Genomic DNA, 26926 nt, shown 5'->3' with positions numbered 1-26926 from the left:
GGGAAGAAAGGTAAAAATGACCATTTTAGGTGATATTGTAAAAGTCGATAATAACCTAGACGTCAACGTCAAATGGATAATGGAGGAACTGGGAGTAGGGCAAAGCTTTGATGTGATCCGGCGTGATATAACCCTGGCGGGGAGAAGGGCCACCCTTTTTTATATCAACGGTTTGGTAAAGGACGAAGTTATGACCTATATCCTTACCGCCCTTGCCGATCTAAAAGAGGAAGATTTGACCCCCGACGCCTTTTTGCAGTTATATAACAGGTATGTAAGTTACATTCAGGTCGAGGATGTCGACGATCTCCATAAAGCGGTTGACAAGATCGTCAGTGGCGAAATCGCCTTAATTGTCGATGGGTTTAAGAAGGTGATCTCCATTGACGTACGCAAATACCCCGCCCGGATGCCGGAAGAATCGGATCTCGAAAGGGTGGTACGCGGTTCCAGGGATAACTTTGTTGAAACCATTTTGTTTAATGCCAATCTCCTTAGGCGCCGGGTGCGTGATCCGAAATTAAGGATGGAACTGCTTCAGGTAGGCAGTCGCTCCAAAACCGATGTGGCTGTAGTTTACATTAAGGACATTGCCAATCCCGGTCTGGTGGACATTATTAAAGAGAAAATCAAAGCCATTAAAATGGACGGCCTGCCCATGGCAGAAAAGTCGTTGGAGGAGTTTATCGGTTCGGGGAGTTACTGGAACCCCTTCCCCCGCGTGCGTTATACAGAACGCCCGGATGTGGCCGCCGCCCACCTTTTTGAAGGCCATGTATTAGTTTTAGTAGATACATCGCCCAGCGTTATGATTCTCCCGGCCACCCTTTTCCATCACCTCCAGCACGCGGAAGAATTCCGCCAGGCGCCTTTAATCGGCACCTTTTTGCGGATTGTACGCTTTTTGGGGGTTCTCATTTCCGTATTTTTACCCCCTATTTGGCTGTTGCTTTCCCTGCAGCCGGGATTGTTGCCGCCGGGCCTGTCATGGATCGGGCCTAAAAGTTTAGGCGCCATTCCTTTATTCTGGCAATTCCTTTTTGCCGAACTGGGCATCGATCTCATGCGTTTGGCTGCCATCCATACTCCTACGGCTTTGGCTACGGCTCTGGGATTAATTGCCGCCGTATTGATCGGCGATATTGCCGTGGCGGTGGGCTTTTTTAACCCGGAGGTAATCCTTTATATGGCCATTGCTGCCGTGGGCATTTTTTCCACGCCGAGTTATGAACTGGGAATGGCCAATACCTTGGTTAGAATTGCCCTGTTAATCGGTGTCGGGCTGTTTCGTCTGCCCGGCCTGGTGGCCGTCACCCTGGGAACCTTTTTGTTGCTGGCCACCACCAAATCCTTCGGTTTGCCTTATTTATGGCCTTTGCTGCCTTTTAACGGCAGCGCCTTAAAGGACATCTTAATCCGACCGCCGGTACCCCTGCAAAAGGTGCGTCCCCGGGTCCTTCATCCCCTGGATGTGGACCGACAGCCCTATCCCGAGCCGGCCCGCAAGCCCATGATACGAGAGGAAGACATCTGGCGAAGGGAAGGGGAGGAAAATGATGGGACTAAAAAATAAAAAATGGCGTCTGGGTGTGCCGCGCGCCCTATTTTACTATTACTACGGTTCCTGGTGGGAAACATTTTTTCACCACTTGGGGGTCGAAATAGTGGTATCCCCTGCCACCTGCCGGGAGATTATGGATTTGGGTGTGGAATTGGCAGTGGCCGAAGCCTGTCTGCCGGTAAAGGTTTATTACGGCCATGCCGCCTGGTTGGCTCCGCGCGTTGATGCCCTTTTTGTTCCACGCCTGGTAAGTGTGGAAGACAAAAGCTATATCTGTCCCAAGCTCATGGGTCTGCCGGATATGCTGCGGGCGGCCTTGAAACCCTGTCCGCCTATTATAGATACAACCGTAGATCTTGCCCGTCGACGGGAAGAGGGATTGCAGTCTGCCATAAAAGGGATGGCCAAGGCCTTGGGCATGGGCGCAAATCGTGTCGTAGAGGCGGTGGCTGCAGCAAAAGCCCGGTACAGGGAACAAATCTTTACTCCTGACGGTTTAAAAGAAAATACCGCCAGGCAGAAATTAACGGTGGGGATTATCGGCCACGGATATCTCCTCTATGACCGCTATCTCGGTATGGATGTTCCCGAAAAGGTGGCCCGCATGGGCGGTAAGGTCGTATTTCCTGAACATTTGACAGAAGGTGAGGTAGAAGAAGCCTGCCGGCAGTTGTCTAAACGTTTGTACTGGACGCTGGGGCAAAAAATTATGGGTGCAGCTCTACATTTCATGGATAGAGACGATATCGACGGTATAATTCATTTAACAGCCTTTGGCTGCGGCCCCGACTCTTTGGTAGGGGATCTGGCGGAGCGTTATGCCCGTCGCCGGGGGAAGCCCTTTTTACTGTTGACCCTGGATGAACATACCGGTGAAGCGGGTCTAAACACAAGGATAGAGGCCTTCATGGATATGCTCTACCGGAGGCGAACGGCATGAAGGTTACTTTTCCCCATATGGGTCATCTGTGGGTGGTTTTAAAAACCGCCCTTGAAGGTATAGGTTTAGAGGTGGTGGTACCACCCCCCTGTACCCGCCGTACCCTGGAACTCGGCGTGCGCCATGCCCCGGAATCGGCCTGTCTACCCTTGAAAGTCAATCTGGGGAATTTCCTCGAAGCCAAGGAGCTGGGCGCCGATACCATCGTTATGGCCGGCGGGGTCGGGCCCTGCCGTATTGGTTATTACGCCCAGGTACAGCGGGAAATTCTACGGGATATCGGCTGTGAATACGAGATGGTGGTCTTTGAACCTCCTGATGTTCATTTTTCTGAGGTCTTAGAGAAAGTTAAATACTTAAATCGTCGTCCCTGGCAGGAAGGGTTGCGAGGGGTGATGCTGGCCTGGCAGAAGGCCTGCGCTTTAGATTACCTGGAACAGAGGGTACAACATCTAAGGCCGAGGGAAGCCCAGCCGGGCCGGGTTGATGCCGTCTTTCAGCGGGCTTTACGGGAACTGGCTGCCGCCGCAAGCCGCAGGGAGATTAAAAGAATAGTTAGACAGGCAGAGAGGGAAATGGCTACATTACCCCTCCATACAGGACGGACGGTTTTAAAGATAGGCATCGTCGGCGAGATTTACACCGTCCTCGAACCCCTGGTCAATCTAAATATCGAGAAGCGCCTGGGAACACTGGGTGTCGAAGTGGTAAGGGGACTTTTTATCAGCCGCTGGATTAACGACAATCTTTTTAAAGGGCTCCTGCCCCTACCCAGCCACGACCCGGCGAAGACGGCTCCGCCTTTTTTAAATCATTTTGTCGGGGGTCACGGTTGGGAATCGGTGGGGGATGCGGTAACCTTCGCCAGGCATGGTTGTGACGGCGTCATTCAGCTCGCACCCCTTACCTGTATGCCGGAAATAGTAGCCCATTCCGTCATGCCCGCTGTTCAAGAAGCCGGTGGTGTACCCGTAATGACCCTGTATTTGGACGAGCAGACCGGGGAAGCCGGCCTGCAGACGCGCCTGGAAGCCTTTGTAGATATGCTGTATTGGAAGAAAAAGAGGGACAAGGAAAGGAGAAGTGCCGGGGCATGGGGGTATTTCTTAGGAGTCGGCAGGGGGAGTTAAAGTTATGAAGGCAGTTTACCTAGGAATAGATGTAGGCTCGGTCAGCACCAACGTTGTCGCCCTTGATGAACAAGGGAAGGTACTCCACACCGTTTACCTGCGTACGAAGGGTCAGCCCATCCAGGCCATTCAGGAAGGACTGCGTCAGTTGTTAACGGCTTTAGGAAAGGACCTTAAAGTAAAGGGTGTAGGGACTACGGGAAGCGGTAGATCCTTGGCGGCCGTTATGGTGGGTGCCGATGTGGTGAAAAATGAAATTACGGCCCACGCCGTCGCTGCCAATTTTGCCGTGCCGGGGGTGCAGACGGTAATTGAGATAGGCGGGCAGGATTCCAAGATTATCATTCTCCGCCACGGTATAGTCACCGATTTCGCCATGAATACCGTCTGCGCCGCCGGTACCGGCTCCTTCCTCGATCAGCAGGCGGCCCGCCTGGGGATTCCGATTGAAGATTTTGGCCGTCGTGCCCTGGAAGCCAGGAGCCCCGTACGTATAGCCGGGCGCTGTGCCGTTTTTGCCGAATCTGATATGATCCACAAACAACAACAGGGCCATCCCATTGAAGACATTATTGCCGGTTTGTGCGAGGCTTTGGTACGCAATTACTTGAACAACGTCGGTAAAGGAAAAGAGATTTTGCCGCCCGTCGTTTTCCAGGGCGGGGTAGCGGCCAATGCCGGTATGCGCCGGGCCTTCAACCGGGCCCTGGGCACCGAAGTTATAGTCCCCGAACATTACGGCGTCATGGGCGCCTTTGGCGCCGCCCTGCTGGCTAAGGATATGGGTCTTAGAGAAAGCGCCTTCAGGGGTTTTAATCTTACGGAGATGGAATTTAAAACCGGTGGCTTTGAATGCCAGGGCTGTGCCAATCACTGCGAAGTAGTGGAACTCCGCGAAGGGAGCCGCCTACTAGCCCGCTGGGGCGACAGGTGCGGCAAATGGAGTAACGCCGTAGCAGTCTAGGAAGTGCGCTGCTGAAGAAGGGCGGTAAGATACTCCCGGAAAGGTTTCGCCAGGTCAGGACGTGCCAGGGCGAATTCCACCGTAGCCTGAAGGAAGCCCAATTTATCGCCGATGTCGTAACGTTTGCCCTCGAAACGGTAGGCGTAAACCCGGCGTTCCCGGGCCAGCAGGCGCAGGGCATCGGTGAGCTGAATTTCACCCCCGGCTCCAGGCTTGACTTCGGCCAGAAGGGGGAAGATTTCTGGGATCAAGATGTAGCGGCCGATGACGGCCAGGTTGGAAGGCGCCTCTTCTGGCCGCGGTTTTTCTACCAGATCCTTTACTTCAATAAGGCGCCCTTTGATGTCCAGCGGTTCAATAATACCGTATCGATCGACTTCTTCCCGGGGTACCTCCTGAACGGCAATGATTGCGGCCTTGACTTCCCGGTAGACTTCCAGCATTTGTTCAAGACAGGAAGGGCGATTGACGATAATGTCGTCTCCCAAAAGAACAGCGAAGGGGTCCTCCCCGATAAATTTACGGGCGCAGTAAACGGCGTGGCCTAAACCCAGCTGTTCTTTTTGCCTGATATAGTGGATGTCCGCTAACTCGGACACTCCTTCTACCAGGGCCAAAAGTTCTTCTTTAGCCTTTTCCCGCAGGAGGTTTTCTAATTCCAGGGAACGGTCGAAGTGATCTTCAATGGCCCGCTTGTTTTTACCGGTTATAATTAGAATGTCTTCCATTCCCGCAGCAACGGCTTCCTCTACAATAAACTGAATGGCCGGTTTATCGACGATGGGGAGCATTTCTTTAGGCTGGGCTTTAGTGGCCGGTAAGAAGCGGGTGCCCCAGCCTGCGGCGGGAATAACTGCCTTCTTTATAAGTGCCACATCTTACCACCTCACTAAAAAATGCTAAACCAAGTGGGCTAAAAGTTCGACGACTTCTTTCGCCGAAGGTAAAAAATAGGGAGTTTCAGTGGTAAGTACGTTGCCGACGCGGACTGCCAGGCCGTTCGGGGGCAGGGCGGAAAAAGCGTCGGCGTCGGTTTTGTCGTCACCCAAATAAACCGGCAGCGCCCTGGGCCATTTTTTGATAAAGTAGGTTACCGCTAGGCCTTTATTGATACCACGACGGCGCACTTCGAGGACTTTGTTTCCTTCAAGGAATTCGATGCCGAAGATGTGATATGGCTCCATGGACCGCCGGAACTCATGTAAAACCGACGCCGCCGTTTTGGGAGGGACCAGCCGGTAGTGGATGGCTACGGCCTCGCCTTTATTTTCTAGATAAAATCCCGGCAGGCCTGCCGTTAACTTTTGGGCCAGTTTAAAAATTTCCGCCCAGGGGATTTTTTCTTTACCTGAAGGAATAAGGCTTACAACCCGTTTGTCAGGGGTTAACACGTACGCCCCGTGCAGACCGGCAAGATAAAGACCTGCAACGGGCAGGAGTTCCCGCAATTCGTCAAGGCTGCGGCCGCTGATTACGGCCATATGTAAATGGGGCCTCATAACAAGGCGCCGCAGCAAATCTAAAAGATGGGGCCCGGGTTGGGCTAAACTGGGGTGCGGGGCCAGGGGGACAAGGGTACCGTCGTAATCGCACATTAAAAGCACTTCGCCGCCGGCGCGAATTTTAGCTGCCAGTTGATTCGGAGACATGGGAAATTTCCCTTTCGGCGGCCATCATGGCTTGATAGAAACAGCCCAACCACCAGCGGATGTCGTAACGGCGTACCCTTTCCTGCATTAGACGCATCCTTTTTTCCTGTTCTTCGCGATCCATATTTAAGGCCCTGGTAAAGAGGGCGGCCATACCGTCGAGGTCATAGGGGTTGACGAGGACGGCACCCTTCAATTCCTGGGCGGCACCGGCGAAACGGCTTAACACCAAAACCCCGCTGCCGTCACGTCTGGAAGCTACATACTCTTTGGCAACCAGGTTTAAGCCGTCGCGCAGAGGGGTGACCAGCATGACGTCGGCGGCAAGGTAATAGGATACCAATTCCTGACGAGGTATCCCCTGCCAGAAAAAATGTACGGGACGGTAGCTTCCTTGGCCGAAGCGATGGTTAATGCGCTGTACCACGGCTTCGACTTCTTCCTTTAGTAATCGATAAGCCGGTACGGCGGTACGGCTGGGCACCGCAATTTGAATCAGGGAGGTCCGGCCACGCCATTTGGGCGATTTGTCCAGGAAACGCTCCCAGGCGAGGAGTTTTTCCACTATACCTTTGGTATAATCCAGCCTTTCTACGCTCAAAGCCAGGCGTTCTACATTGAATTGACTGCGAAGGGCCATCGCCCTGGATACAGTTGCCGGATCCATGGCCCGGCGGCGGAAGTTGTGGTAATCGATACCCATAGGCCAGGCCCCTACATAAATGCACCTTTGTTGCCAGTAGACGGTATTATGTTCAAAATCCACTTCGGCGTCCAGCAGGGACGCGACTGCATTAAGGAAGTTGTCGGCATACGACCGTAAATGAAAACCCAGCACATCGGTTCCCAAAAGACCGCGCAGGATATGGGACGCCCAAGGAAGGGTAGACAGAAGATCGTGATGGGGGAAGGGGATGTGCCAGAAAAAGAATTGTTTTGCCTTGGGTTGACGGTTACGAATGATTGAAGGAACGAGGGCCAGGTGATAGTCGTTTACCCAAACAACATCGCCCTCCGTTGTTTCCAAGAGAGCAGCTTCGGCAAATTTGTTATTAACCTTAACATATGTCTCCCATTCTGCTGCTTTATAGCTACATTTTTCTAAAAAATAATGGCACAGGGGCCACAGGGCGCCGTTGCTGAAACCATTATAATAAAGTTCTATTTCCTCGGCAGTTAAAGGAACTTCCTGAAAAGAATACAGCGGATCGTCCTGGGGTACTGGTAACCGTAGGCCTGTGGCGTTTTTCCGTGGAGCCTCACGTCCACCCCAGGCTATCCACACGCCTCCCTTTTCTTTTAAAAGAGGTTCAACTGCCGAAACGAGGCCGCTGATGGCCGGTACAGGACGGATACCGCTTTCAGTGGCTTGAAGATTGTACGCTCCCCGGTTGGAAACCATGATGATTTTAGCTGTTTGTTTTTTAGCCACTTTGGCATACCTCCTTTTTTTGACCTGTGCCGTTGTCGAGATACCCTCAACTCCTTTAAAATAAAGTTAAACCCCGGGGGAACCGGGGAAATTCAATAACAATATATACCCTCCACGCTTACGAAGTTAGCTGACGGGTTCGGACGTAAAATTTATACGCCCTACTCGCCGGCCGCTGCCGGCAAGATTCACCCCCGAAAAACTGGTTCCCCCGCTTACGGTTGTTTTACCGCAATTCAGCGTGATGGGATATATACAGACTATATTATATCATAATGGTAACAAAATGCAAATATTCCTCTACACTATTGGTAATATATAACAAAAGAGACCCGCGGTAAAATGTCAAGACCCTGAACTGGAAATTTTAATGTCTCAAAATGTAAAAAAGGCAATAAAAAACCAAGCCGGCAAACCGAGACAATAATTGCCAGCACAAACACTAAAAGTAAACTTTAAAGAAAGTTTAACCCAACCTCCTTTGCCGGTAAATTTGGCCCTCACTCAGCAGCGTGAAGACCATGCGCACGAGCTTGCGGGCAGTCAAGACCAAGGCACGTTTATGGTGATGATGCCTGGCTTCGGTAAATTTCTTGCGGTAGAACGCGGCGTATTCCGGCTCCCGCACCCGGACGGAATTAGCCGCTTCAATGAGGTAGTACCGTAAGTAATAATTACCGGACCTGGTTAAGGGGATATCCTCGGCAGAAAACTTGCTAGACTGATGCTGCCGCCAGGTCAGGCCCGCAAATTTAGCAAGGGCATTGTGGTTCTTAAACCTGGAGATGTCACCAATTTCGGCTACAATGCCGGCAGAGTAAACTGGCCCGATACCAGGAACAGTATCTAACGTTTGGGGAATGGCTTTAAGTTCTTTAGCAATGACCTGGTCGATTTTCTTCTGCTGGGTTTCAAAGAAGCGGATGGTTTCCAGGGACATGGCCAGGGTAACATCAACAGCATCCCGCATTTTAGGGTTTAAACGGTAGGAACTGCAGGCCGCCTGTTTAATAACTCTGGCCATCTCCGGGACATCCTTCAAGCGGTTATTACCGTGCTCAAGCATCATATCGACCAGTTCTTCCACCGGCATATTAGCAATTTCATCAGGGGTGAGGTTGCCAACGACGGCCCGGGAGGCCTGCCCGAACAAATCGGAGAAGGGGCACTCCTTCTGGTAGGTAGAGAACTTAAGGAATATCAGATTGAGGGCCCTATTCTTCTCACGAGTGAGGTTACTGACCAGGTGATAGCGAAACCGGGTAAGCCGTTGCAAAGGAGCATAGGTCATATCAGGAGGAGGTGTTGGACGTACCCGTCCAAACCGCAAGCAATCAGCAATAACCCGGGCATCCAAGGAATCGGTCTTAGCCATATCCGGATAGATACGCTTAAAACCATCAATTACCTTAGGGTTAATCACCGCTATTTCCGCATCAAAAGCCGAGAGTTCAGGGGCCTCATGCAGGGCCTGGGAAAGGTGCCACCAATACAGGTTAGTAGCTTCCATGCCAATCTTAACCTTATCAGCATCAATGAGCTCAGCTTCAGTAACAATCCTTTCCACAAGCCTTTCAGCTCCGGGAAGGTCGTTGGAAACGCTAAAACCGCAGACATCTTCGCCGGTATCGTCGAGGATGCGCACCACATTGGTGTCGGACCCTATATCGATACCGACAAAAAGAGTTTTTCCCATAGCAAAACACCTCCTTTCCCGGGGAAATAGCAAACCAAAATTGGGGTATCCCTGGGAACCTGACGTAACAGCAACCTTGCTGATGAGCACCGACCCTTAAGAGACTGGTGCGTAGCTCCTTGCTGAAGGGAGAACCTCTAAAGGGCGTGCGACCCGCGCGTAAGCGGTTGCCGTCAGGCCCGGGGAGCAGTCTCAAAAAGCACTTGAAAGTGCAGGAGGGAGAAAACTGCCCCGCCACGGTTCTACCGTGATTGTCCCAAAGGATACCTCAAAGGTCAAACACTTTTTATGACAAAATAAATGACCAACTGGAAATTTAACCGTTGGTCATATCATACAAGGAGGGGGAGATATGCTGGAAACTTCTTTAGATTTACGAAACAATCCTTGTGTTATGGAGCCGCGGACCGAGGTTTTAAAGGAAGGGAGCATGTTTTTTGTTTTTTTACCGGACGGTTCCCTAAATGACGCTGAAGGCGGCAGTTTGGGTCTGTACTATAACGATACGCGCTATCTCCATTTCATGGAATTTACCGTTAATGGATGGCGGGCCGTTTATCTTTCTTCTACGGTACGCGACAGCCACTTCAGCCAGATTGAGCTCACCAATCCTCCTTTTACCCTGGCAGATGGAACCTTGGTCCCCGCCCAGACAATTCACCTTCGCCTTTTAAGGTTGATTAAAGGTGCCCTTTACCAGCGGCTGCGCCTTATTAATTTTAACGCCTTTCCCGTCAGCTTGACACTCCATTTCACCTTTGCCGCCGATTTTCGTGATATTTTCGAAGTGCGGGGTAGTAGGCGCCCGCGCCGGGGGGAACTGCAGAAGACCGAGGTTCATCCTTTCGGTTTCATCCTTAACTACAAAGGGTTGGATAACGTCTTCCGTACAACCAGCATTACCTTTGAACCGGCGCCATGCAGCATTATAGGACAGCCCGGCCGTGGGGAGGGCACCTATGAAATAGTTCTCCCCCCTAAAAAAAAGATATATCTTTACTTAAAAATAGAACCCGACGGTCGCGGTGTTTTCGACGGCCAAATCAACGGAAGCTTTGCCGCGGTATCCATTGAGCTGGCCGCATCTTACCGCCGCTGGCAAAAGCAATGCACTCAGATTTGGACGGATAACAATTTTATTAACGATATGTTTAAAATAGCGGTCACCGACCTCAAGGCTTTGGAAATCGAGTTTCCTGATGAAGGCAAGATTATTGCCGCCGGCATACCCTGGTATACGGCACCCTTTGGCCGGGATTCCCTCATCGCTTCCTGGCAGGCCCTGGTCTTAAATCCGGAAATAGCTAAAAACACCCTGCATTTCCTGGCCCGGTATCAAGGAAAGGGAATTGACAAATGGCGAGAGGAAAGGCCGGGAAAAATCCTTCACGAACTGCGACGCGGCGAGATGACTCGCTGCCGGGAAGTGCCCCACAGCCCTTACTACGGTTCTATAGACGCCACCCTTTGGTTTGTAATCCTTTTAGGCAACACCTACAGGTGGACCTTGGACGGCGAAATGCTCTGGGAAATGGCCGCTCCTTTAAAGGGCTGCCTTAATTGGTGCTGGCGCTACGGTGATTTGGACGGCGACGGTTACCTGGAGTACTGGCGAGAATCGCCGGCAGGCTTAACCAATCAAGGCTGGAAGGATTCCTGGGACGGGGTGGTGGATAAAGATGGCCGCATTCCCGAAGGGCCCCTGGCCCTGGTTGAGGTGCAGGCTTACTACTACCTCGCCCTCTGTGAAGGGTCCTTCCTTTTGAAGGTACTGGGGGAAAAAAGGGCGGCCTTGGAGCTGGAAACTCGGGCCCAAAAATTGAAAGAACGTTTTAACCGCGATTTTTGGCTCGAAGATGAAGGTTATTTGATTTTTGCCCTCGATGGTAAAAAAAGGCCCATTACCACTATGGTTTCCAATGGCGGGCATGCCCTCTTTACCGGCATCCTCGCGCCGGAACGGGCCAGAAGAGTGGCCAGGAGGCTTCTTTCCGACGACTTTTACTCAGGTTGGGGTATTCGCACCATGAGCAAAAACGAAAAGGCATATAACCCCATGAGCTATCACAACGGTTCTGTTTGGCCCCATGATAATGCCATTATCGCGGCCGGGCTGCGCCGTTATCAATGTCTGGAAGAGCTGGCACGATTGGCCGACGGTCTGTTTGCCGCCGCTTCCTTCTTCAATTACCGCCGCTGGCCTGAACTATTCTGCGGTTTTACCCGTCGGGGGTTGAGCGGACCGGTGCGTTACCCTGTTGCCTGTGATCCCCAGGCCTGGGCGGTGGGAAGCCTCTTTACCTTTTTGCAACATTTACTCGGCTTGGATTTACGGGAAAACACCCTTTATATATCACGGCCTATCCTTCTGCCGGGCACTAAAAGGGTAGTTCTCAGAAATTTAGCCATTGCCGGGAGCAGGTTGGATTTGGCCTTTGAGGAAGGGGAAGGCAAGGTCTTTACCAATGTTTTAAAGAAAGAAGGGGAAATAAAGGTAATTATTGAAGCATAAGCAACTTTGTCCTTTATTGATTTTTCCCTAGCCCCTGGCTAAAATTAAATCTGGTATATTTTAACCTAAAAGGAGGCTGATGTAATATGCGTATTGCCATGTTACACTGGGCGTTTCCGCCGATTATCGGGGGAGTGGAATCCCATTTAGCCCTACTCTGCCCCTACCTGGTACGGCAGGGACACCAGGTGAGCCTCCTAACGGCTACGGCCCAGGGGGTGCCGGAGAGGGAAACCTGGCGGGGCGTGTCCATACTCCGTTCGCCCTTGCTCGATTTAAACTCTTTGACACCCGAAAGTATAGAATCCCGGGCTGAAGACATAAAGCGGTTGCTGGAAAATTTCTTGCTGGATTTTAAGCCCGACATTGTCCATGCCCACAACTTCCATTACTTCAGCTACATCCATGCTGCCGCCCTCCAGGAAATTTGCCGCCGCCACGGGTGGCCTTTGGTACTTACGGCCCACAATGTTTGGCAAGACGATTTGTGGGTGCAAATGAATACCCTGGCCGAAGGATGGGATCAGGTGATAGCCGTCAGTAATTACATCCGTCAGGAGTTAATGGTTGACGGCTATCCGGCCGAGAGGGTAACGGTAGTCTATCATGGCACCGACACAACTACTTTCAAGGCGCCTTCCGGGGCTGAGCTGCACTCGATCTTGGCCGCTTACCCGGAATGGCAGGGCCGGCGCATTATATTCCACCCAGCCCGGATGAGCCGAGCTAAGGGTTGTGACGTGAGCATCAAAGCCATGGACCTTGTGCGCCGGGAATTTCCCGATGCTTTACTTATTCTGGCGGGCACCACCAACACCGTCGACTGGGGGCAGAAACAGCCGGCAGAAGTAACTGAGATGTATCGCCTTATCGCCGATTTGGAACTGGAGAAAAATGTTTTCGTACGCTTTTTCCCATGGCATGAGATGCCGTCGGTCTACAAGGCCGCCGAGGTGTGTATTTATCCTTCGGCCTTCCAGGAACCCTTCGGGTTGGTAATGCTGGAAGCCATGGCTACGGCTAAACCCCTTATTGTCAGCAGGGCCGGGGGGATGCCGGAAATCATTGTTCCCGGCCATAACGGCTTTCTAGTTACCATGGGTGATTATAAAGAGTTGGCCCGGTACATCACCTTCTTATTACGCCGCCCGGAGGTGGGGAAGGTTATCGGTCAGAACGGCCGTAAAATTACCGAAGAAAAATTTACAACGTCCGTAATGGCCCGCAATACCCTGGAGGTATACAGGGAGCTGCTGTCCCTGCCCAAAGCCAGTTAGGGAACCGGTTATGGTTCCCTTAATTTAATTATTCTAGACATGGAGGGCGCCGTTGGTTAAAATGAGTATATATATGTTTGGAGGGGAGTAAGGGTTTTTAATGCACTTACATGGCACCATGCACATCGATGCTAAAGGACACCTCACCATCGGGGGATGCAGCGTTGTCGAACTGGCCAGGGAATTCGGCACCCCCTTATATATTTTTGACGAAGATTGTATACGCGATAACTGCCGGAAGTTTATCAGGGCTTTTGCCGTTGAGGAAGGTTTAGGCAAGGTAATTTATGCTGGCAAGGCCTTTTTGACCATGGCCATGTGCCGGATAATCGCCGACGAGGGACTGGGTCTGGATGTAGTTTCCGGCGGGGAGTTGTACACCGCCCTGGCGGCCGGTTTTCCTGTTGAAAATATTTACTTTCACGGTAACAACAAAAGTTATGCCGAAATTTGCCAGGCCCTGGAGGCGGGTATTGGCAGGTTTGTGGTAGATAATTTCGCCGAATTGGAGCTGTTGAGCCGCTTAAGCGCAGAAAGGGGGGTTAAGGCACCGGTAATTTTAAGGGTGACGCCGGGCATTGAAGCCCATACCCATGATTATATACGTACCGGTCAGATTGATTCTAAATTCGGTTTTACCCTGCCCAACGGTCAGGCCCTGGCAGCCGCCAAAAGGTTGAAAGAACTACCGGGCCTGGAATTTAAAGGCTTACACTGCCATATAGGCTCCCAGATTTTTGAACTGGAGCCTTACAGGCTGGCGGCGACGGTTATGATGGAGTTGGCCGCGGCTATCAAGGAGGCGACGGGTTTAATAACCTCCGAGCTTGATCTTGGAGGGGGGTTCGGCATATATTATACTGCTGAGGACCATCCCCAGCCCATCGGTGCCTATGCCGAAACCATCTTTACTGCAGTCGAGGAGGCCGCCCGGAATTTAAAAATCCCCCGTCCCCTGATAATCGTCGAACCGGGCAGATCCATTGTGGGACCAGCCGGGAGCACTGCCTATACCGTAGGCACAATTAAAGAAATTCCCGGCGTGCGTAAGTACGTTGCCGTTGACGGCGGCATGGCCGACAATATTCGCCCGGCCCTTTACGGTGCCAAATACGAAGCCATATTGGCCAACAAGGCCGATCGTTCAGTTGTCGAGAAAGTAGCTATAACCGGCAAATGCTGCGAGTCCGGTGATATGCTTATTTGGGAGGCAGAGCTACCTCAGGTAGAGACAGGAGACATCCTTGTCATACCTTGTACCGGCGCTTATGGCTATGCTATGTCCAGCAATTACAACCGCCTAGGCCGACCGGCTGCCGTTTTAGTAAAGGATGGAACTGCCGATTTGATTTTAAAACGGGAAGATTACAATGACCTGCTTCGCAATGACGTGATTCCCCACCGGTTGGTTTGTAGGTAAGAATACATCGGGGTAAAATGATTACCTACCGGAAATTTTTTCACCGCGTTCAACAGCGCATCTTATCCCAGGCAAGAAAAATAGCCACTGCCAAGGGTTTGCGCGTTTACCTGGTGGGCGGGACGGTTCGCGATCTTTTTCTGGGCCGTCCGGAAGTCGATTTAGATCTGGCCGTGGAGGGTGACGGTCTTTCCTTCGCCGGGGAGCTGGCCCGTCAGCTGGGAGGGCGGGTGGTTTTTCACGAGCGCTTTTTGACGGCCACCGTCTACTGGAGTGGAGAAAGGGTCGATGTAGCAACAACCAGGAGGGAGTTTTATCCCCATCCAGGTTCTTTACCAGAAGTAGAGCTGGCGGATCTGGAGGCGGATCTGGCCCGCCGCGACTTTACCGTTAACGCCATGGCTCTGCCGCTGAATGCCGGCGATTTAAATGCCATTGTAGATCCGTTTGGGGGTCGTCTCGATTTAGACAAGCGGATATTACGGGTGCTTCATGAAGACAGCTTTAGTGATGATCCGACCCGCCTTTTAAGGGGTATTCGCTTTGTAACTCGTTTAAAGTTTACTCTGGAAGAAAAGACCTATTGTTTGGCGCGTCAGGCCTTAATGGATGGTTATCTGGAACGTATCGCAGCGGAACGATACTGGCAGGAATTTTTCTTGCTGCTGAAAGAACGGCGGCCTGTAGCGGCATGGGAGGGTTTAATTGAGCTGGGATGGAGGGGCTTTCCTGAAGCCGGACTGCCGGATATGGTAGCCGGGCGCCGGGTGGAAAAACTCCTTTACCAGTGGAAGTGGTGGGGAAAAGGCCCCCTGGATCCCAGTTTGGTTTATTTTTTGGTAGCTACGGCAAGATTAAAGGCGGAAGAACTTGAGGATGTTCTTGAGTATTTAAATTTTGGCCGCAAAAAACGAAACAAGGTATATGCCGCCAGGAGACTTCTACCCGTATTAACGCCCTCTCTTATGGGCAGGCAGTTGCCCCTATCGAGAGAGAAGGGTATGGCTCCGGAAGTTGTAATATTTGCCCTGGCTATGACGGGGTGGAGTCAATTACCGCCCTGGGTTTAAGCCACGGAAAGGGGAAAACCATGCACCTTAAAAGCCTGAGCCAGCTGGTCTTCGGCATCCCGGCCATTTTGATAGCCCTGACTTTTCACGAATACGCCCACGGCAAGATGGCCTATATTCTGGGGGACCCGACGGCACGGAATCAGGGGCGTCTTACCTTAAATCCCTTGGCCCACCTGGATGCCCTGGGAACGCTGCTCCTTATTGTGGCGGGGTTTGGCTGGGCCAAACCGGTGCAGATCAACCCTTACTATTTCCAAATGGATCGTCGTAAGGGGATGATGCTGGTAGGCCTGGCGGGTCCGGTTATGAATCTTGTGCTGGCATATTTGGCTGCCGTTGCCTTGCATATTTTTTTACGGCTAGATATCGGCAGTTATTGGCTGATTACTTTTTTAAATCTACTCGTTGGTTACAACGTAGTTCTGGCCGTATTCAACCTGATTCCCATACCTCCCCTTGACGGGTCCCGCGTCCTGGCGGGTATAATACCCCCGGAAGGGGCGGCGGCTGTTTATCGTATGGAAAGCTACGGAACCCTGATTTTGCTTCTTCTTATCGCCACGGGTATTATCGGTCGGATTATGGGCCCACTGGTGACGTTGGTCCTTAACTTGATTATTTCGGCCAGCGGCCTGGCCTTTATATAATTTTTGAGGAGTGTTGCGGTAAAATGCGTATTTTGAGCGGTATGCGCCCCACGGGGCGCCTGCATATCGGTCACTTGAGCGTACTGAAAAATTGGGTGCGTCTTCAGGAAGAAAATGATTGTTTTTATTTTATCTCCGACTGGCATGCCCTCACCACCGCCTATGATGATACTTCAGAGCTTAAGGAAAATATCCGGTCCATGCTCCTGGACTGGCTGGGAGCGGGTCTGGACCCGGAGCGCAGTACAATTTTCGTACAATCCCATGTTAAGGAACATGCCGAACTGCATCTCCTTTTTTCCATGATTACTCCCCTGTCGTGGCTGGAGCGCGTTCCCACATACAAGGATCAAATCCAGCAGCTCGGCAAGGAGGGTAAAGACATCTCCACCTACGGTTTTTTAGGTTATCCATTATTGATGACTGCCGACATCCTGATCTATCGGGCCGACGGCGTACCAGTAGGTGAGGATCAGCTGCCCCACCTGGAGTTTTGCCGGGAGGTGGCGCGCCGCTTTAACTACCTGTATAAAACCGAACTTTTTCCCGAACCCCAGGCGTTACTAGCGGAGGTAGCCATGTTGCCCGGCGTTGATGGCCGTAAAATGAGTAAAAGTTATCATAACGACATTCCCATGTCGGCTTCACCGGAAGAGGTTTTTGAAAAAGTACGGATGATGGTAACCGATCCCGCGCGGATTCATAAAACCGATCCCGGGCATCCCGAGATATGCCTGGTCCATCGTTATCACGAAATATATAACGGTGAGGAAGTGGAAGAAACCAGGGTAAGCTGTCGTGGCGGCCGTATAGGTTGTGTGGCTTGTAAAAAGCGCCTGGCGGAAAAAATAAATGCCTTTTTAGAACCGGTACGGGAAAGACGGGCGTACTGGACGGCGCGGCCAAATTACCTGGAGGAGATATTGACGGCCGGCGCCGCCAAAGCCAGAGCCGCGGCACGCCAGACTATGGCCATGGTGCGGGAGGCCATGGGAGTGTAGTTAAAGTGGTGTGGGGCGTATGATCGGCAATGTCCGGCTCGATGTATTTCAGGGCCCCCTCGATCTCCTCCTCACCCTTATAGAACGCCGGGAAATTGACGTTCAGGCCATATCTGTCGCCGAAGTAACCTCCCAGTACTTGGAATATCTCAACGAAGTAACAGAGCTCGATCTTGACTGGGCCAGTGAATTTTTAGTCCTGGGAGCAGAGCTCCTGGCCCTTAAAGCCAGATTCCTTCTGCGGCACCCGGGCGATAATGAATTGGAGGAGGAAGAAAAGGACGGGAGCGAAGAACCGGGAGAGGTTTTGGTCGACCGGCTGCTGACCTACCGGCGTTACCGGGAGGCGGCCCGCAAGCTGGCCGAGATGGCCGCCAAGGGGGGGCTTGTATACGGCCGTCCTCTGGATCAGGATGCCGTTGCCCGGGCATTGGCCGGAATTAATCCCCTGTCCGGAATAGGGCCGGCGGACCTTTCCCGGGCCATGACCAGATTGCTGGCGAAGGTTTCAACCCCTTCAAAGCCGGTGGTAAGTACCCTTACCAAGCCGGCCTTTACCCTAATAGGACAAATTCGCGTTATCCTAAGACGTTTGAAAAAAACGGAAACCCTCACCCTTGGCGATTTTTTAAGCCCCCAACCTACGCGCCTGGAAGCGGCTTTGACTTTCCTTGCCCTTTTGGAACTGGCGCGTCGGGGCAGGGTAAACATCTACCAGGAAGAGGTTTTTGGGACCATAACGGTGACGGCAGCAAAGCGGTGAAACTGCCTCTTCAAGGAGGTGAACCCTTTGCCTTTATTTTTTAGGGAAGAAAAAAAAGCGGCCCTTGAATGTCTCCTTTTCGTCGCCGGGGGGCCGGTGACTGTTGAAACCCTAGCTGCCTCCCTGGGATTAAGTAATGAGGACGTAATAGAGCTGGCTTTAGAGTTAAAAAAACTTTATAACGAAGAAGGGCGGGGACTGCAGATTAGGGAGGTAGCCGGCGGCTACCAAATGTGTACCAGGCCCCAGTATGCCCATTATATTGAAACCTTTCTGCGGCCCGAACTGCCTTCCCTTTCCATGGCCGCCCTTGAAACCCTGGCCGTCATCGCCTACCGTCAACCGGTCACGCGGGCGGAAATTGAACACATTCGCGGAGTTAAAGTAGATGGGATTTTAACTAGTCTTTTAAATCGCGGTTTAATAAAAGAAGCCGGCAGGAAAGACGCCCCGGGTCGCCCCATCCTTTACGTTACCACCCCGCGTTTTCTCGAATTACTGGGTTTAAAGGATTTATCGGAACTACCGCCTTTAGAGGAAGCAGCAGACGTCCGGGAATAAGTATATAAGACGTTCCCGGTGGGAAAATAGGGTCAGATTTACTGCCGGGGGGCGTAACTGTTGTGGGCTTGGACGGCAGGATTTTTTACAGCTTGCCTCCTGATGCTTTTATTACCGGTGCACTTGGAAATTACCTTCCGGCAAAATAACGGCAATACCGATCTTAAATTGCAACTAGGACTGCCGGGAGGTTGGGGCGTCTGGGAGGTTAACGTCGCTTCCTCGCGGCAATGGTGGGCTATTTTTTTGCAGAATGGCGTCGGAGGGGCGTTATGGAACGATAGCGACGCGGGGACCGGCAGGGACAGGAGAAGGCGGGTAAGCCGGCGTTCAACCTTCCGGTTCCATAAATTGAGGAAAATTATTGAGATATGGGGGCGCTTCTTTAACCTGGTGACCTGCCGCCGGTGGCGCCTTTTTTTGACACTGGGCACAGGGGACCCGGCAACTACAGCTTTCACCTGTGGTGCCGTTTGGGTGGTAACGGGTTGGATGTACCGCAATTTAAAACAACACGCTTGTTTGGATTTTTTTACACCTGAATGGCATATACAGCCTTCCTTCGATAAGCCGACAATAACTGTCGATTTCAGGTGCATATTCGTCCTGAGGTTAGGTCATATTATTAGTGCCTGCCTACAGTCCCTGTGGCTGGTGTTAAAGGAAGCACGGCTGATGAGGAGGGGCAAAAGTTGCCCGAGCATCCCATAGAGGCTTTGATGAAGACGGCAATGGAAAGCATCAAAGATATGGTAGATGTCAATACCGTAGTCGGCGAACCCATAGAAACCCCTGACGGCCATGTAATAGTTCCCGTATCCAGGGTTTCGGCTGGTTTTGTCGCCGGCGGCAGCGAATATGAACCGCCCCAGGAAGACGGCGGAGGAAACGGTAAATCTTTGCCCTTCGGCGGCGGCAGTGGTGCCGGCGTTTCCGTCCAGCCAGTTGGTTTCCTGGTGGTAGGGAAGGAGCAAATTCGCCTGCTGCCGGTCGACGGCAATGCCGTCGTCGACCGTATAATTGATGTCGCCCCCCAGGTACTGGAGAAGCTTCAGGAATTTATGGGAAAAAATAAAAAGGAAAAGGGAAACGGCGATAATGCTCCTGCCGCCGGGCGGACGAAGATGGTTATCCGGCCCCAGGGAGGAGAATGACATAACTACCATAGGTTAATCTTCCCCGGTTTTAAATGCCGGGGTTTTTAATTTTTCAGGGCCAAAGGGGAGGGTTCTAGATAATAACCCCCCTTCATAAATGTTACCAGGAAGGTAAATTATGGAGGGAAAGGCAAATGGTTAATCTTATCTGGCTTTTGATGCTCCTTTCCGGAATTATCGTAGCCGGCTATAACGGTCGTATTGAAGTAGTTACCGAAGCGTCCCTCGAGGCGGCGCAGACGGCCGTAAATCTGGCCTTTGAACTTATAGGTCTTATGGCCATGTGGCTCGGTCTTTTAAAAATCGCCGAGGAAGCCGGCCTCGTGGGGCTTCTGGCGCGGTTGTTACGCCCCTTTACCCGGTATCTTTTCCCGGAGATCCCTCGGGATCACCCGGCTATAGGTTCCATTATCATGAATTTAAGCGCCAATATCTTGGGGTTAGGCAATGCCGCTACCCCCTTTGGCCTTAAAGCCATGCAGGAATTGCAGACTTTAAACAACCGTCCCGAGGAAGCTACCCCGGCTATGTGTACCTTTTTGGGGTTGAACACCGGTTGCCTGACTCTCATTCCGGCGACAATTATCGGCATCCGGGCCGCCGCCAATTCTACCGATCCGACGATCATCGTGGGACCGACGATTTTAGCGACGGGGTTTAGCATGATAGTCGCCGTGATTGCCGATCGTTTTTTACGCAAGCTTTACAACGGCTTCAGGGGTGACGGAAGATGACCGAAATTATCCTTGAGGTTTCGCGCTGGGCAATTCCTCTAGTTCTTTTTTTTATTCCTTTATATGGATACCTGCGGGGTGTGCCGATCTATGAAACCTTTGTTGCCGGTGCGGAGGACGGTTTCAAAGTGGCAATAAAAATCATTCCCTTCCTTGTGGGTATGTTGGTGGCCATTGCAATTTTTCGTGCTTCCGGTGCCATGGATCTCCTGGCCCGGAGTTTGAACCCGCTACTTCGGCTTATCGGCGTACCGGGAGAAGTCCTGCCTCTGGCCATTATGCGTCCCCTTTCCGGAGGGGGAGCCTTGGGGATCGCGGCGGAGCTGATTTCAAACTACGGTCCGGATTCCTTCATTGGCCGTCTGGCCTCCGTCATGCAGGGCAGCACAGATACGACTTTTTATGTACTTACGGTTTATTTTGGGTCGGTAGGCGTGCGGCGTTATCGGTATGCCCTTGCCCTGGGCCTTTTGGCCGATATTTCCAGTCTGGTGGCCGCGATTGTCATTTGCCGGTTGATGTTTGCCTAGTTTTTACGTGCTTTGCTTCAAAATTTAACAACCACTCCTTGATTTTCAGGCCGCCGCCAAAGCCGATCAACTGGCCGTTTTTCCCAATCACCCGATGACAGGGTATAATAATACCCAGGGGGTTGCGCCCCACGGCCTGTCCTACTGCACGGGCTGCTTTGGGCCTACCTATTTTTTCGGCTATATCGCCGTAACTTAAAGTAGTACCATAGGGGATTTCGCGTAGTGCTGACCATACTGTTAACTGAAAAGGCGTGCCATATAATTCCATGGGTATGGTAAAGGAAAATCGGCTGCCGCTAAAGTACTCATCCAGCTGATTTATTATTTCCCTGCAGGTACTGCCGCCTTCATCCACATTAATGGTCGTACCGGGTAATTTACGTTTTAGGTCACTCATGATCCCTTCGTGTTCCTCTCCGGGAAAAGCCAAGCGGCATAGCTTCTCCCCCGTTGTAACTACTGTTAACCGGCCGATGGGGGAAGGGTAAAAGGTAAGGAACAGTGCTTTATTAGGCATAACCAAACCTCCCGAAATATTATTTTTCTTTCCACCAGGCCAGGAAAATGGCGAAGATACTTGTTCCGGCGGCATATCCCGCCAGGATGTCGGTAGGATAATGAACGCCAAGGTAAATGCGGCTATAGCCGAGGAAAAATAAAAAAATAACAGTAACAGGTGGGATAACGCGGCGAAGGGGAAGGGGGACTTTTTTAATCAACCACAGGGCCAGTAGGGCAAAAAAAACGGTGCCCATCATGGCGTGGCCGCTGGGAAAACTATAACCCGATGCCGTCTGTAACGGGTCCAGGGCGGGTCTGTTACGATGAAAAGAAAGCTTGAGGCCTTCCATGATTATCCAGGAAGCAACCATGGTGATTATTACCGCTGCAAAACCTCGCCATTGACGCCAGAAATAATATATAAGGCTTAAAATAGCCGTTGCGGGATAAAAGAATGCCGGCGTGCCGAAAAAGGTTATAAACTTAAAAAAGCCAGTAGCGGTAGGAATGCGTGTGGACATTACCACTTTAAGGAGAAAAACATCGATGTTGGTGGTACGGGGTATTGCCGCGGCAAAAACTATAAAGATAAGAAGGGAAATAACGGCTAAAAAGATAAATTTATTACGCATGACGGCCTTCTTACCAATAAAGGTTTGGCTAAAAATAGTATAGCACTATTGCTTTTTTAGAGGCAAATATGTTAGCATAATAACGTTGCCGGAGGTTCGTATGCGCCTACAAAAATACCTGGCCCATATGGGAGTGGCCTCGCGACGTCACGCTGAAGATTTAATTCGCGCCGGACGGGTTAAGGTTAACGGGCAAGTAGTTACCGTCATGGGCTTTAAAATAGAGCCGGGCCGGGACGAAGTAACGGTAGACGGGAGGCCGGTTAACGAACCAGAAAGAAAAGTCTATGTATTATTATATAAGCCTTCTGGTTACGTAACAACAGTTAAAGATCCCCAGGGGCGGCCTACGGTACTCGATCTCCTGCGGGACGTACCTGGGCGCATATATCCGGTCGGACGTCTAGATTATGCAACGGAAGGCCTTCTTTTGCTAACCAATGATGGAGAGCTCACCCTAAGGCTTACCCATCCCCGCTATCGCATACCGAAAACCTATTTAGCCCTGGTAGAGGGGGTCCCTGGAGCTAAAACCGTAGCACGGCTACGCCGGGGCGTTGAACTGGAGGACGGCCCCACATCTCCGGCGGAAGTGGAAATTCGACGCATAAAAAACGGACGGGCTCTATTAAAATTGACTTTGCGCGAGGGTCGTAAACGGGAAGTAAGACGAATGCTGGCTGCGGTTGGTCACCCGGTGAAGTGGCTCAAACGTATTAAATTCGCCTTTCTCACCCTCGGCGATTTAAAACCGGGAGAATACCGTTATCTAGCCCCACATGAAGTCGCCCGGCTGTATCAAATGGTTGGTTTAAGTTCACCTCAATATAAAAACTAATGGTGTGGTAAAATAGGGTAAAAGGAGGGAGACGCAGTGGGGCTAGAAAAGGGGCTGGTGCAGGTCTATACCGGTGATGCCAAAGGAAAGACGACGGCCGCCTTCGGACTGGCCTTAAGGGCCTGCGGGCACGGGTTGAAGGTGTTGATCGTTCAATTTATGAAAACCCCCGATTACGGCGAACACAAGGCCTTTAGACGACTGTTGCCGGAGGTGGAGGTAAAAACCTTTGGCCGTAAAGGTTTCATCCACCGCGAAGGTGCCAGGCCGGAAGATTATGAACAGGCCCGGGCGGCCCTGGCCTACGCCAGGGAAGCGGTATTAAGCGGCAGAATAGATATCCTCATCCTGGACGAGATCAACAATGCCCTTTATTTCGGCCTTTTAGCGGAAGACGAAGTTTTAACTTTTTTAAAGGAAAGGCCGCCCCAGGTGGAAGTTATCCTCACCGGCCGCAATGCTCCGGCCGGTATCGTGGCGGCTGCCGATTTGGTTACAGAGATGCGCCAGATCAAACACCCTTATGAAAAAGGAATAAAAGCGAGAAAAGGGATAGAGTATTAATTTAATCAGGCGTAACAGGCAGGAATTTCCCTTTAAGGTGCGAATAAGTAAGTTTAAAACTTTTTACAGGAGGTGAATTCCCGGCCGCATTTAAGACCGGGAAGAAAAATTGGCGGTAGTATATTATGAGCATGATGCCGATCTCAGCGTACTTAAGGGCAAAAAAATTGCTGTTATGGGTTACGGCAGTCAGGGTCATGCCCAGGCCCAAAACCTGAAGGATAGCGGTCTGGATGTAATTGTCGGCTTGCGCCCGAACAGCCAGTCCCGCCGGGCGGCAGAGGAAGCGGGGCTACAGGTTACGACAGTGGCCGAAGCCGCTGCGGCTGCCGATATAATCCAGATTCTTCTACCGGATGAGACCCAAGCGCGTGTCTATCGTGAGGAGATCGCTCCCCACCTTAAGGCCGGTAAGGTTTTGATGTTCTCCCATGGATTTAATATCCATTTTAACCAAATAGTTCCACCACCCGATGTCGACGTCGTCATGGTAGCTCCCAAAGGCCCCGGCCATCTGGTACGCCGGATGTATGTGGAAGGCCAGGGGGTACCGGCCCTTCTAGCAGTGTATCAGGATGCCAGCGGCCGGGCTAAAGAGATTGGCCTGGCATACGCCAAAGGCATTGGTGCCACCAGGGCAGGGGTGATCGAAACAACTTTCAAAGAAGAAACGGAAACGGATCTTTTTGGTGAGCAGGCCGTTCTCTGCGGTGGGGCTACCGCCCTTGTCAAAGCCGGTTTTGAGATTCTGGTGGAAGCCGGCTACCAGCCGGAGATCGCCTATTTTGAATGCCTCAACGAGCTAAAGCTGATTGTTGACCTTATGTATGAGGGCGGCATCAAGTACATGCGCTACTCCATCAGCGATACGGCCGAGTACGGCGATGTTACCAGGGGGCCCCGGATTATCGACGACCACGTGCGGGCTAACATGAAGGCCATTTTAAAGGAAATCCAGGACGGTGTTTTTGCAAAAGAATGGATCCTGGAAAACCAGGCCGGCAGGCCGAGCTTCAATGCCCTGAGGAAAAAGGAGCGTGAGCACCTCATCGAACAGGTCGGCGATTCATTAAGGGAAATGATGCCCTGGTTAAAGAAATAAAGAAGTGGTCATATATCGGCGGGCAGGACAAGCCCCGGGGATTTCCTGGGGCTTTACCTTATAAAAATAATACTTGAGGGGAGTGGTAGCTATTATTGTTTAGCAATAATTTAAGCTAAATCAAACAATTCTATAAGGAGTGGAAGAAAGGTGGAAATTTTAGCGCCTGTAGCAGGGATCTTGGCCCTTTTGTTTGCCCTATATCTTTCTAACAAAATAAACAGGGCCGATCCGGGGAATGCGCGCATGCAGGAGATTGCCGCTGCCATCCAAGAAGGCGCCATGGCCTTTTTGATGCGAGAATACCGTACTTTGACCTTTTTTGTGGTAGGTATGGCGGCTTTAATTGTAGCTGCCGGGCTTTTGACCAAGGGCGCTGAAAGCATGCAGCCTGTCACGGCCGTTGCTTATGTCGCCGGTACCCTTTGTTCAATAGGGGCAGGCTATATCGGTATGCGGGTTGCAACCAAGGCCAACGTCAGGACGGCCAACGCCGCCCGCCAGAGCTCTAACGCCGCCCTGGATATCGCCTTTTCCGGCGGTTCGGTCATGGGTATGGCGGTGGTCGGGTTGGGCCTTTTGGGCCTTGGTATAGTTAATCTTATATTTAAAAACCCCAGCATCGTCAACGGTTTTGCCCTCGGGGCAAGCTCTATTGCCCTCTTTGCCCGGGTGGGCGGGGGAATTTACACTAAAGCGGCCGACGTAGGCGCGGACTTGGTTGGTAAAGTGGAAGCCGGCATTCCGGAAGACGACCCCCGCAACCCTGCAGTCATTGCCGACAACGTCGGAGATAACGTGGGGGACGTTGCCGGCATGGGCGCCGACCTTTTTGAATCCTACGTGGGTTCTATCATCTCCGGTATTGCCCTGGCGGCGACCCTGAATATCCCCAATGGCACCCTGGTACCCCTTATGATTGCCGCCGCCGGGATAATCTCTTCAATAATCGGCGCCTTCTTTGTCAGGACGGGCGAAGGGGCCAATGCCCAGAAGGCGTTAAACACCGGTACTATGGTGGCCAGCATTCTGGCCATTATCGGGACATACCTTGCCACTCAGCTATTGCCCGCGCAGTTCGTAGTCGGTTCAACAATTTATACTTCCATGGGTGTATTTATCGCCACCATCGCCGGGCTTATTGCCGGTGTCCTTATCGGGCGTATAACCGAATACTACACCTCCGGCGACTATGAACCGGTGAAGGAAATCGCCAAGGCATCTCAAACCGGCACCGCTACCAACATTATTGAAGGTCTGAGCACAGGAATGTTAAGTACCGTTTTGCCCATTTTAGTAATTGTCGTGGCCATCCTGGCGGCCTATCATTTTGCCGGGCTGTACGGTATAGCCTTGGCGGCCGTAGGTATGCTGTCGACAACCGGGACCACGGTGGCCGTTGATGCCTATGGACCAATTGCCGACAATGCCGGCGGTATTGCTGAAATGGCCGAACTGGATCCCAAAGTCCGTAAGGTAACAGACGCCCTAGATTCCGTTGGTAATACTACCGCGGCAATAGGCAAGGGGTTTGCCATCGGCTCGGCCGCTTTGACGGCTCTGGCCCTCTTTTCCGCCTATACAACGGCCGCCAAAATAACGACTATCGATTTAACCAATCCCAAGGTTGTCGGTGGCCTATTTATCGGCGGGATGCTGCCATTCCTTTTTGCAGCTTTAACCATGAAGGCCGTCGGGCGAGCCGCTTTCCACATGATCGAAGAAGTGCGCCGTCAGTTTAAAACCATTCCGGGACTAATGGAAGGCAAGGGACGGCCGGACTACGCCCGCTGTGTGGCCATCAGCACAGGAGCAGCTTTAAAAGAAATGATCGTTCCCGGTCTCCTGGCAGTTGCGGTTCCCCTGGCGGTGGGCCTCATTCCCGGTCTGGGCAAAGAGGCCCTGGGAGGCCTCCTGGCAGGAGCAACCGTGACCGGCTTTTTACTGGCCGTGATGATGGCCAACGCCGGAGGCGCCTGGGACAACGCCAAGAAATACATTGAGGGCGGCAACTTTGGCGGCAAAGGTTCGCCGGCTCATGCCGCGGCCGTCAACGGCGATACCGTAGGCGACCCCTTCAAAGACACGGCGGGCCCGGCCATGAATATTTTGATAAAGCTCATGACTATTGTAGCCCTAGTATTTGCCCCCTTATTTATGCAGTTATAAATGTGTTATATAAATGAATGGGTAGCGTCACCCTTAACCTGCAAATGGTTAAGGGTGTTGTTTTTTATGG

General features: G+C 51.8%; 26 protein-coding genes and 1 riboswitch. Of the genes, 20 read left to right on the top strand and 6 right to left on the bottom strand.

The window, feature by feature from the left end; translation table 11 throughout:
- Positions 1 to 16 precede the first annotated feature (16 nt).
- Genes MHFGQ_RS07490 through MHFGQ_RS07475 form a run of 4 tightly spaced genes read left to right on the top strand, consistent with a single transcriptional unit; the run spans position 17 to position 4595 of the window.
- Entirely contained in the window at positions 17 to 1573 is a 1557-nt protein-coding gene (locus MHFGQ_RS07490; protein WP_106004725.1) for a spore germination protein, read from the top strand.
- The gene (locus MHFGQ_RS07485; RefSeq protein ID WP_338823192.1) at positions 1554 to 2501 is read left to right on the top strand and encodes an acyl-CoA dehydratase activase-related protein; all 948 of its coding nucleotides are present in this window, start codon (positions 1554 to 1556) and stop codon (positions 2499 to 2501) included. The genes MHFGQ_RS07490 and MHFGQ_RS07485 overlap by 20 nt, the downstream gene beginning before the upstream one ends.
- Positions 2498 to 3631: an acyl-CoA dehydratase activase-related protein gene (locus MHFGQ_RS07480; protein WP_106004723.1), complete on the top strand. Its 1134-nt coding sequence runs from the start codon at positions 2498 to 2500 to the stop codon at positions 3629 to 3631. The genes MHFGQ_RS07485 and MHFGQ_RS07480 overlap by 4 nt, the downstream gene beginning before the upstream one ends.
- A 4-nt stretch (positions 3632 to 3635) precedes the next feature.
- Positions 3636 to 4595 (top strand): acyl-CoA dehydratase activase, encoded by a 960-nt coding sequence (locus MHFGQ_RS07475; RefSeq protein WP_106004722.1) that lies wholly within the window; start codon positions 3636 to 3638, stop codon positions 4593 to 4595.
- Here the strand turns inward: MHFGQ_RS07475 and galU are convergent.
- From galU to MHFGQ_RS07455, 4 genes are all read right to left on the bottom strand, one after another.
- The gene (gene galU, locus MHFGQ_RS07470; protein WP_106004721.1) at positions 4592 to 5470 is read right to left on the bottom strand and encodes a UTP--glucose-1-phosphate uridylyltransferase GalU; all 879 of its coding nucleotides are present in this window, start codon (positions 5468 to 5470) and stop codon (positions 4592 to 4594) included. The two genes, MHFGQ_RS07475 and galU, sit on opposite strands and share 4 nt — an antisense overlap.
- A 24-nt stretch (positions 5471 to 5494) precedes the next feature.
- Positions 5495 to 6244 carry a trehalose-phosphatase gene (otsB, locus tag MHFGQ_RS07465; RefSeq protein ID WP_106004720.1) on the bottom strand — a complete coding sequence of 250 codons (750 nt, stop codon included), beginning with the start codon at positions 6242 to 6244 and terminating at the stop codon, positions 5495 to 5497.
- The gene (locus MHFGQ_RS07460) at positions 6219 to 7676 is read right to left on the bottom strand and encodes an alpha,alpha-trehalose-phosphate synthase (UDP-forming) (protein ID WP_106004719.1); all 1458 of its coding nucleotides are present in this window, start codon (positions 7674 to 7676) and stop codon (positions 6219 to 6221) included. Before MHFGQ_RS07460 ends, otsB begins: the two co-directional genes overlap by 26 nt.
- Before the next feature lie 101 nt (positions 7677 to 7777).
- Positions 7778 to 7928, bottom strand: a riboswitch (cyclic di-AMP (ydaO/yuaA leader).
- 214 nt (positions 7929 to 8142) lie between these two features.
- Positions 8143 to 9372 carry an IS110 family transposase gene (locus tag MHFGQ_RS07455; protein ID WP_106004718.1) on the bottom strand — a complete coding sequence of 410 codons (1230 nt, stop codon included), beginning with the start codon at positions 9370 to 9372 and terminating at the stop codon, positions 8143 to 8145.
- 352 nt (positions 9373 to 9724) lie between these two features.
- Here MHFGQ_RS07455 and MHFGQ_RS07450 point away from each other — a divergent pair, with 352 nt between their 5' ends.
- The 12 genes from MHFGQ_RS07450 to MHFGQ_RS07395 all read left to right on the top strand — a co-directional run bounded on the left by MHFGQ_RS07450 (position 9725) and on the right by MHFGQ_RS07395 (position 21047).
- A complete protein-coding gene (locus tag MHFGQ_RS07450) occupies positions 9725 to 11884 on the top strand; it encodes an amylo-alpha-1,6-glucosidase (RefSeq protein ID WP_106004717.1) in 2160 nt (719 codons plus the stop codon).
- A gap of 86 nt (positions 11885 to 11970) precedes the next feature.
- Complete coding sequence (locus MHFGQ_RS07445) at positions 11971 to 13161, top strand: glycosyltransferase family 4 protein (RefSeq protein WP_106004716.1); 1191 nt, start codon at positions 11971 to 11973, stop codon at positions 13159 to 13161.
- A gap of 100 nt (positions 13162 to 13261) precedes the next feature.
- The gene (lysA, locus tag MHFGQ_RS07440; RefSeq protein ID WP_170066172.1) at positions 13262 to 14581 is read left to right on the top strand and encodes a diaminopimelate decarboxylase; all 1320 of its coding nucleotides are present in this window, start codon (positions 13262 to 13264) and stop codon (positions 14579 to 14581) included.
- Positions 14582 to 14598: 17 nt separating this feature from the next.
- Positions 14599 to 15651, top strand: coding sequence for a CCA tRNA nucleotidyltransferase (locus tag MHFGQ_RS07435; protein ID WP_106004714.1), 1053 nt, complete (start codon positions 14599 to 14601; stop codon positions 15649 to 15651).
- A gap of 20 nt (positions 15652 to 15671) precedes the next feature.
- Entirely contained in the window at positions 15672 to 16301 is a 630-nt protein-coding gene (locus MHFGQ_RS07430) for a site-2 protease family protein (protein ID WP_106004713.1), read from the top strand.
- A gap of 23 nt (positions 16302 to 16324) precedes the next feature.
- Positions 16325 to 17302, top strand: a complete 978-nt coding sequence (gene trpS / locus MHFGQ_RS07425) for a tryptophan--tRNA ligase (protein ID WP_106004712.1) — start codon at positions 16325 to 16327, stop codon at positions 17300 to 17302.
- 19 nt (positions 17303 to 17321) lie between these two features.
- Positions 17322 to 18065: a segregation and condensation protein A gene (locus tag MHFGQ_RS07420; protein WP_106004711.1), complete on the top strand. Its 744-nt coding sequence runs from the start codon at positions 17322 to 17324 to the stop codon at positions 18063 to 18065.
- An 18-nt stretch (positions 18066 to 18083) separates the two neighbouring features.
- The gene (gene scpB / locus MHFGQ_RS07415; RefSeq protein ID WP_422392967.1) at positions 18084 to 18626 is read left to right on the top strand and encodes an SMC-Scp complex subunit ScpB; all 543 of its coding nucleotides are present in this window, start codon (positions 18084 to 18086) and stop codon (positions 18624 to 18626) included.
- A 60-nt stretch (positions 18627 to 18686) separates the two neighbouring features.
- A complete protein-coding gene (locus tag MHFGQ_RS07410) occupies positions 18687 to 19337 on the top strand; it encodes a DUF2953 domain-containing protein (RefSeq protein WP_106004709.1) in 651 nt (216 codons plus the stop codon).
- Positions 19319 to 19780 (top strand): GerW family sporulation protein, encoded by a 462-nt coding sequence (gene ytfJ / locus MHFGQ_RS07405; protein WP_106004708.1) that lies wholly within the window; start codon positions 19319 to 19321, stop codon positions 19778 to 19780. Before MHFGQ_RS07410 ends, ytfJ begins: the two co-directional genes overlap by 19 nt.
- A gap of 137 nt (positions 19781 to 19917) precedes the next feature.
- Positions 19918 to 20517, top strand: coding sequence for a nucleoside recognition domain-containing protein (locus MHFGQ_RS07400; RefSeq protein WP_106004707.1), 600 nt, complete (start codon positions 19918 to 19920; stop codon positions 20515 to 20517).
- Positions 20514 to 21047 carry a spore maturation protein gene (locus MHFGQ_RS07395; RefSeq protein WP_106004706.1) on the top strand — a complete coding sequence of 178 codons (534 nt, stop codon included), beginning with the start codon at positions 20514 to 20516 and terminating at the stop codon, positions 21045 to 21047. The genes MHFGQ_RS07400 and MHFGQ_RS07395 overlap by 4 nt, the downstream gene beginning before the upstream one ends.
- On the opposite strand, the gene MHFGQ_RS07390 is transcribed toward MHFGQ_RS07395, so the two are convergent.
- Both MHFGQ_RS07390 and MHFGQ_RS07385 read right to left on the bottom strand, forming a co-directional pair.
- A complete protein-coding gene (locus tag MHFGQ_RS07390; protein WP_106004705.1) occupies positions 21022 to 21567 on the bottom strand; it encodes a methylated-DNA--[protein]-cysteine S-methyltransferase in 546 nt (181 codons plus the stop codon). The genes MHFGQ_RS07395 and MHFGQ_RS07390 overlap by 26 nt on opposite strands.
- A 19-nt stretch (positions 21568 to 21586) precedes the next feature.
- Positions 21587 to 22183: a phosphatase PAP2 family protein gene (locus MHFGQ_RS07385; RefSeq protein WP_106004704.1), complete on the bottom strand. Its 597-nt coding sequence runs from the start codon at positions 22181 to 22183 to the stop codon at positions 21587 to 21589.
- 100 nt (positions 22184 to 22283) lie between these two features.
- Here MHFGQ_RS07385 and MHFGQ_RS07380 point away from each other — a divergent pair, with 100 nt between their 5' ends.
- The 4 genes from MHFGQ_RS07380 (at position 22284) to MHFGQ_RS07365 (ending at position 26856) form a co-directional block, all read left to right on the top strand.
- Positions 22284 to 23021, top strand: coding sequence for a pseudouridine synthase (locus MHFGQ_RS07380; protein ID WP_106004703.1), 738 nt, complete (start codon positions 22284 to 22286; stop codon positions 23019 to 23021).
- Between the two features lie 36 nt (positions 23022 to 23057).
- Positions 23058 to 23585, top strand: coding sequence for a cob(I)yrinic acid a,c-diamide adenosyltransferase (gene cobO, locus MHFGQ_RS07375; protein ID WP_106004702.1), 528 nt, complete (start codon positions 23058 to 23060; stop codon positions 23583 to 23585).
- Positions 23586 to 23694: 109 nt separating this feature from the next.
- Positions 23695 to 24687: a ketol-acid reductoisomerase gene (gene ilvC / locus MHFGQ_RS07370; RefSeq protein WP_106004701.1), complete on the top strand. Its 993-nt coding sequence runs from the start codon at positions 23695 to 23697 to the stop codon at positions 24685 to 24687.
- A 150-nt stretch (positions 24688 to 24837) separates the two neighbouring features.
- Complete coding sequence (locus tag MHFGQ_RS07365) at positions 24838 to 26856, top strand: sodium-translocating pyrophosphatase (protein ID WP_106004700.1); 2019 nt, start codon at positions 24838 to 24840, stop codon at positions 26854 to 26856.
- Positions 26857 to 26926 lie beyond the last annotated feature (70 nt).

The organism is Moorella humiferrea (assembly GCF_039233145.1).
In the GTDB taxonomy this organism is placed as follows: domain Bacteria; phylum Bacillota; class DSM-521; order Neomoorellales; family Neomoorellaceae; genus Neomoorella; species Neomoorella humiferrea.
The sequence above is the reverse complement of the archived record's forward strand: the minus strand, read 5'-3'. Positions and strand labels throughout refer to the sequence as shown.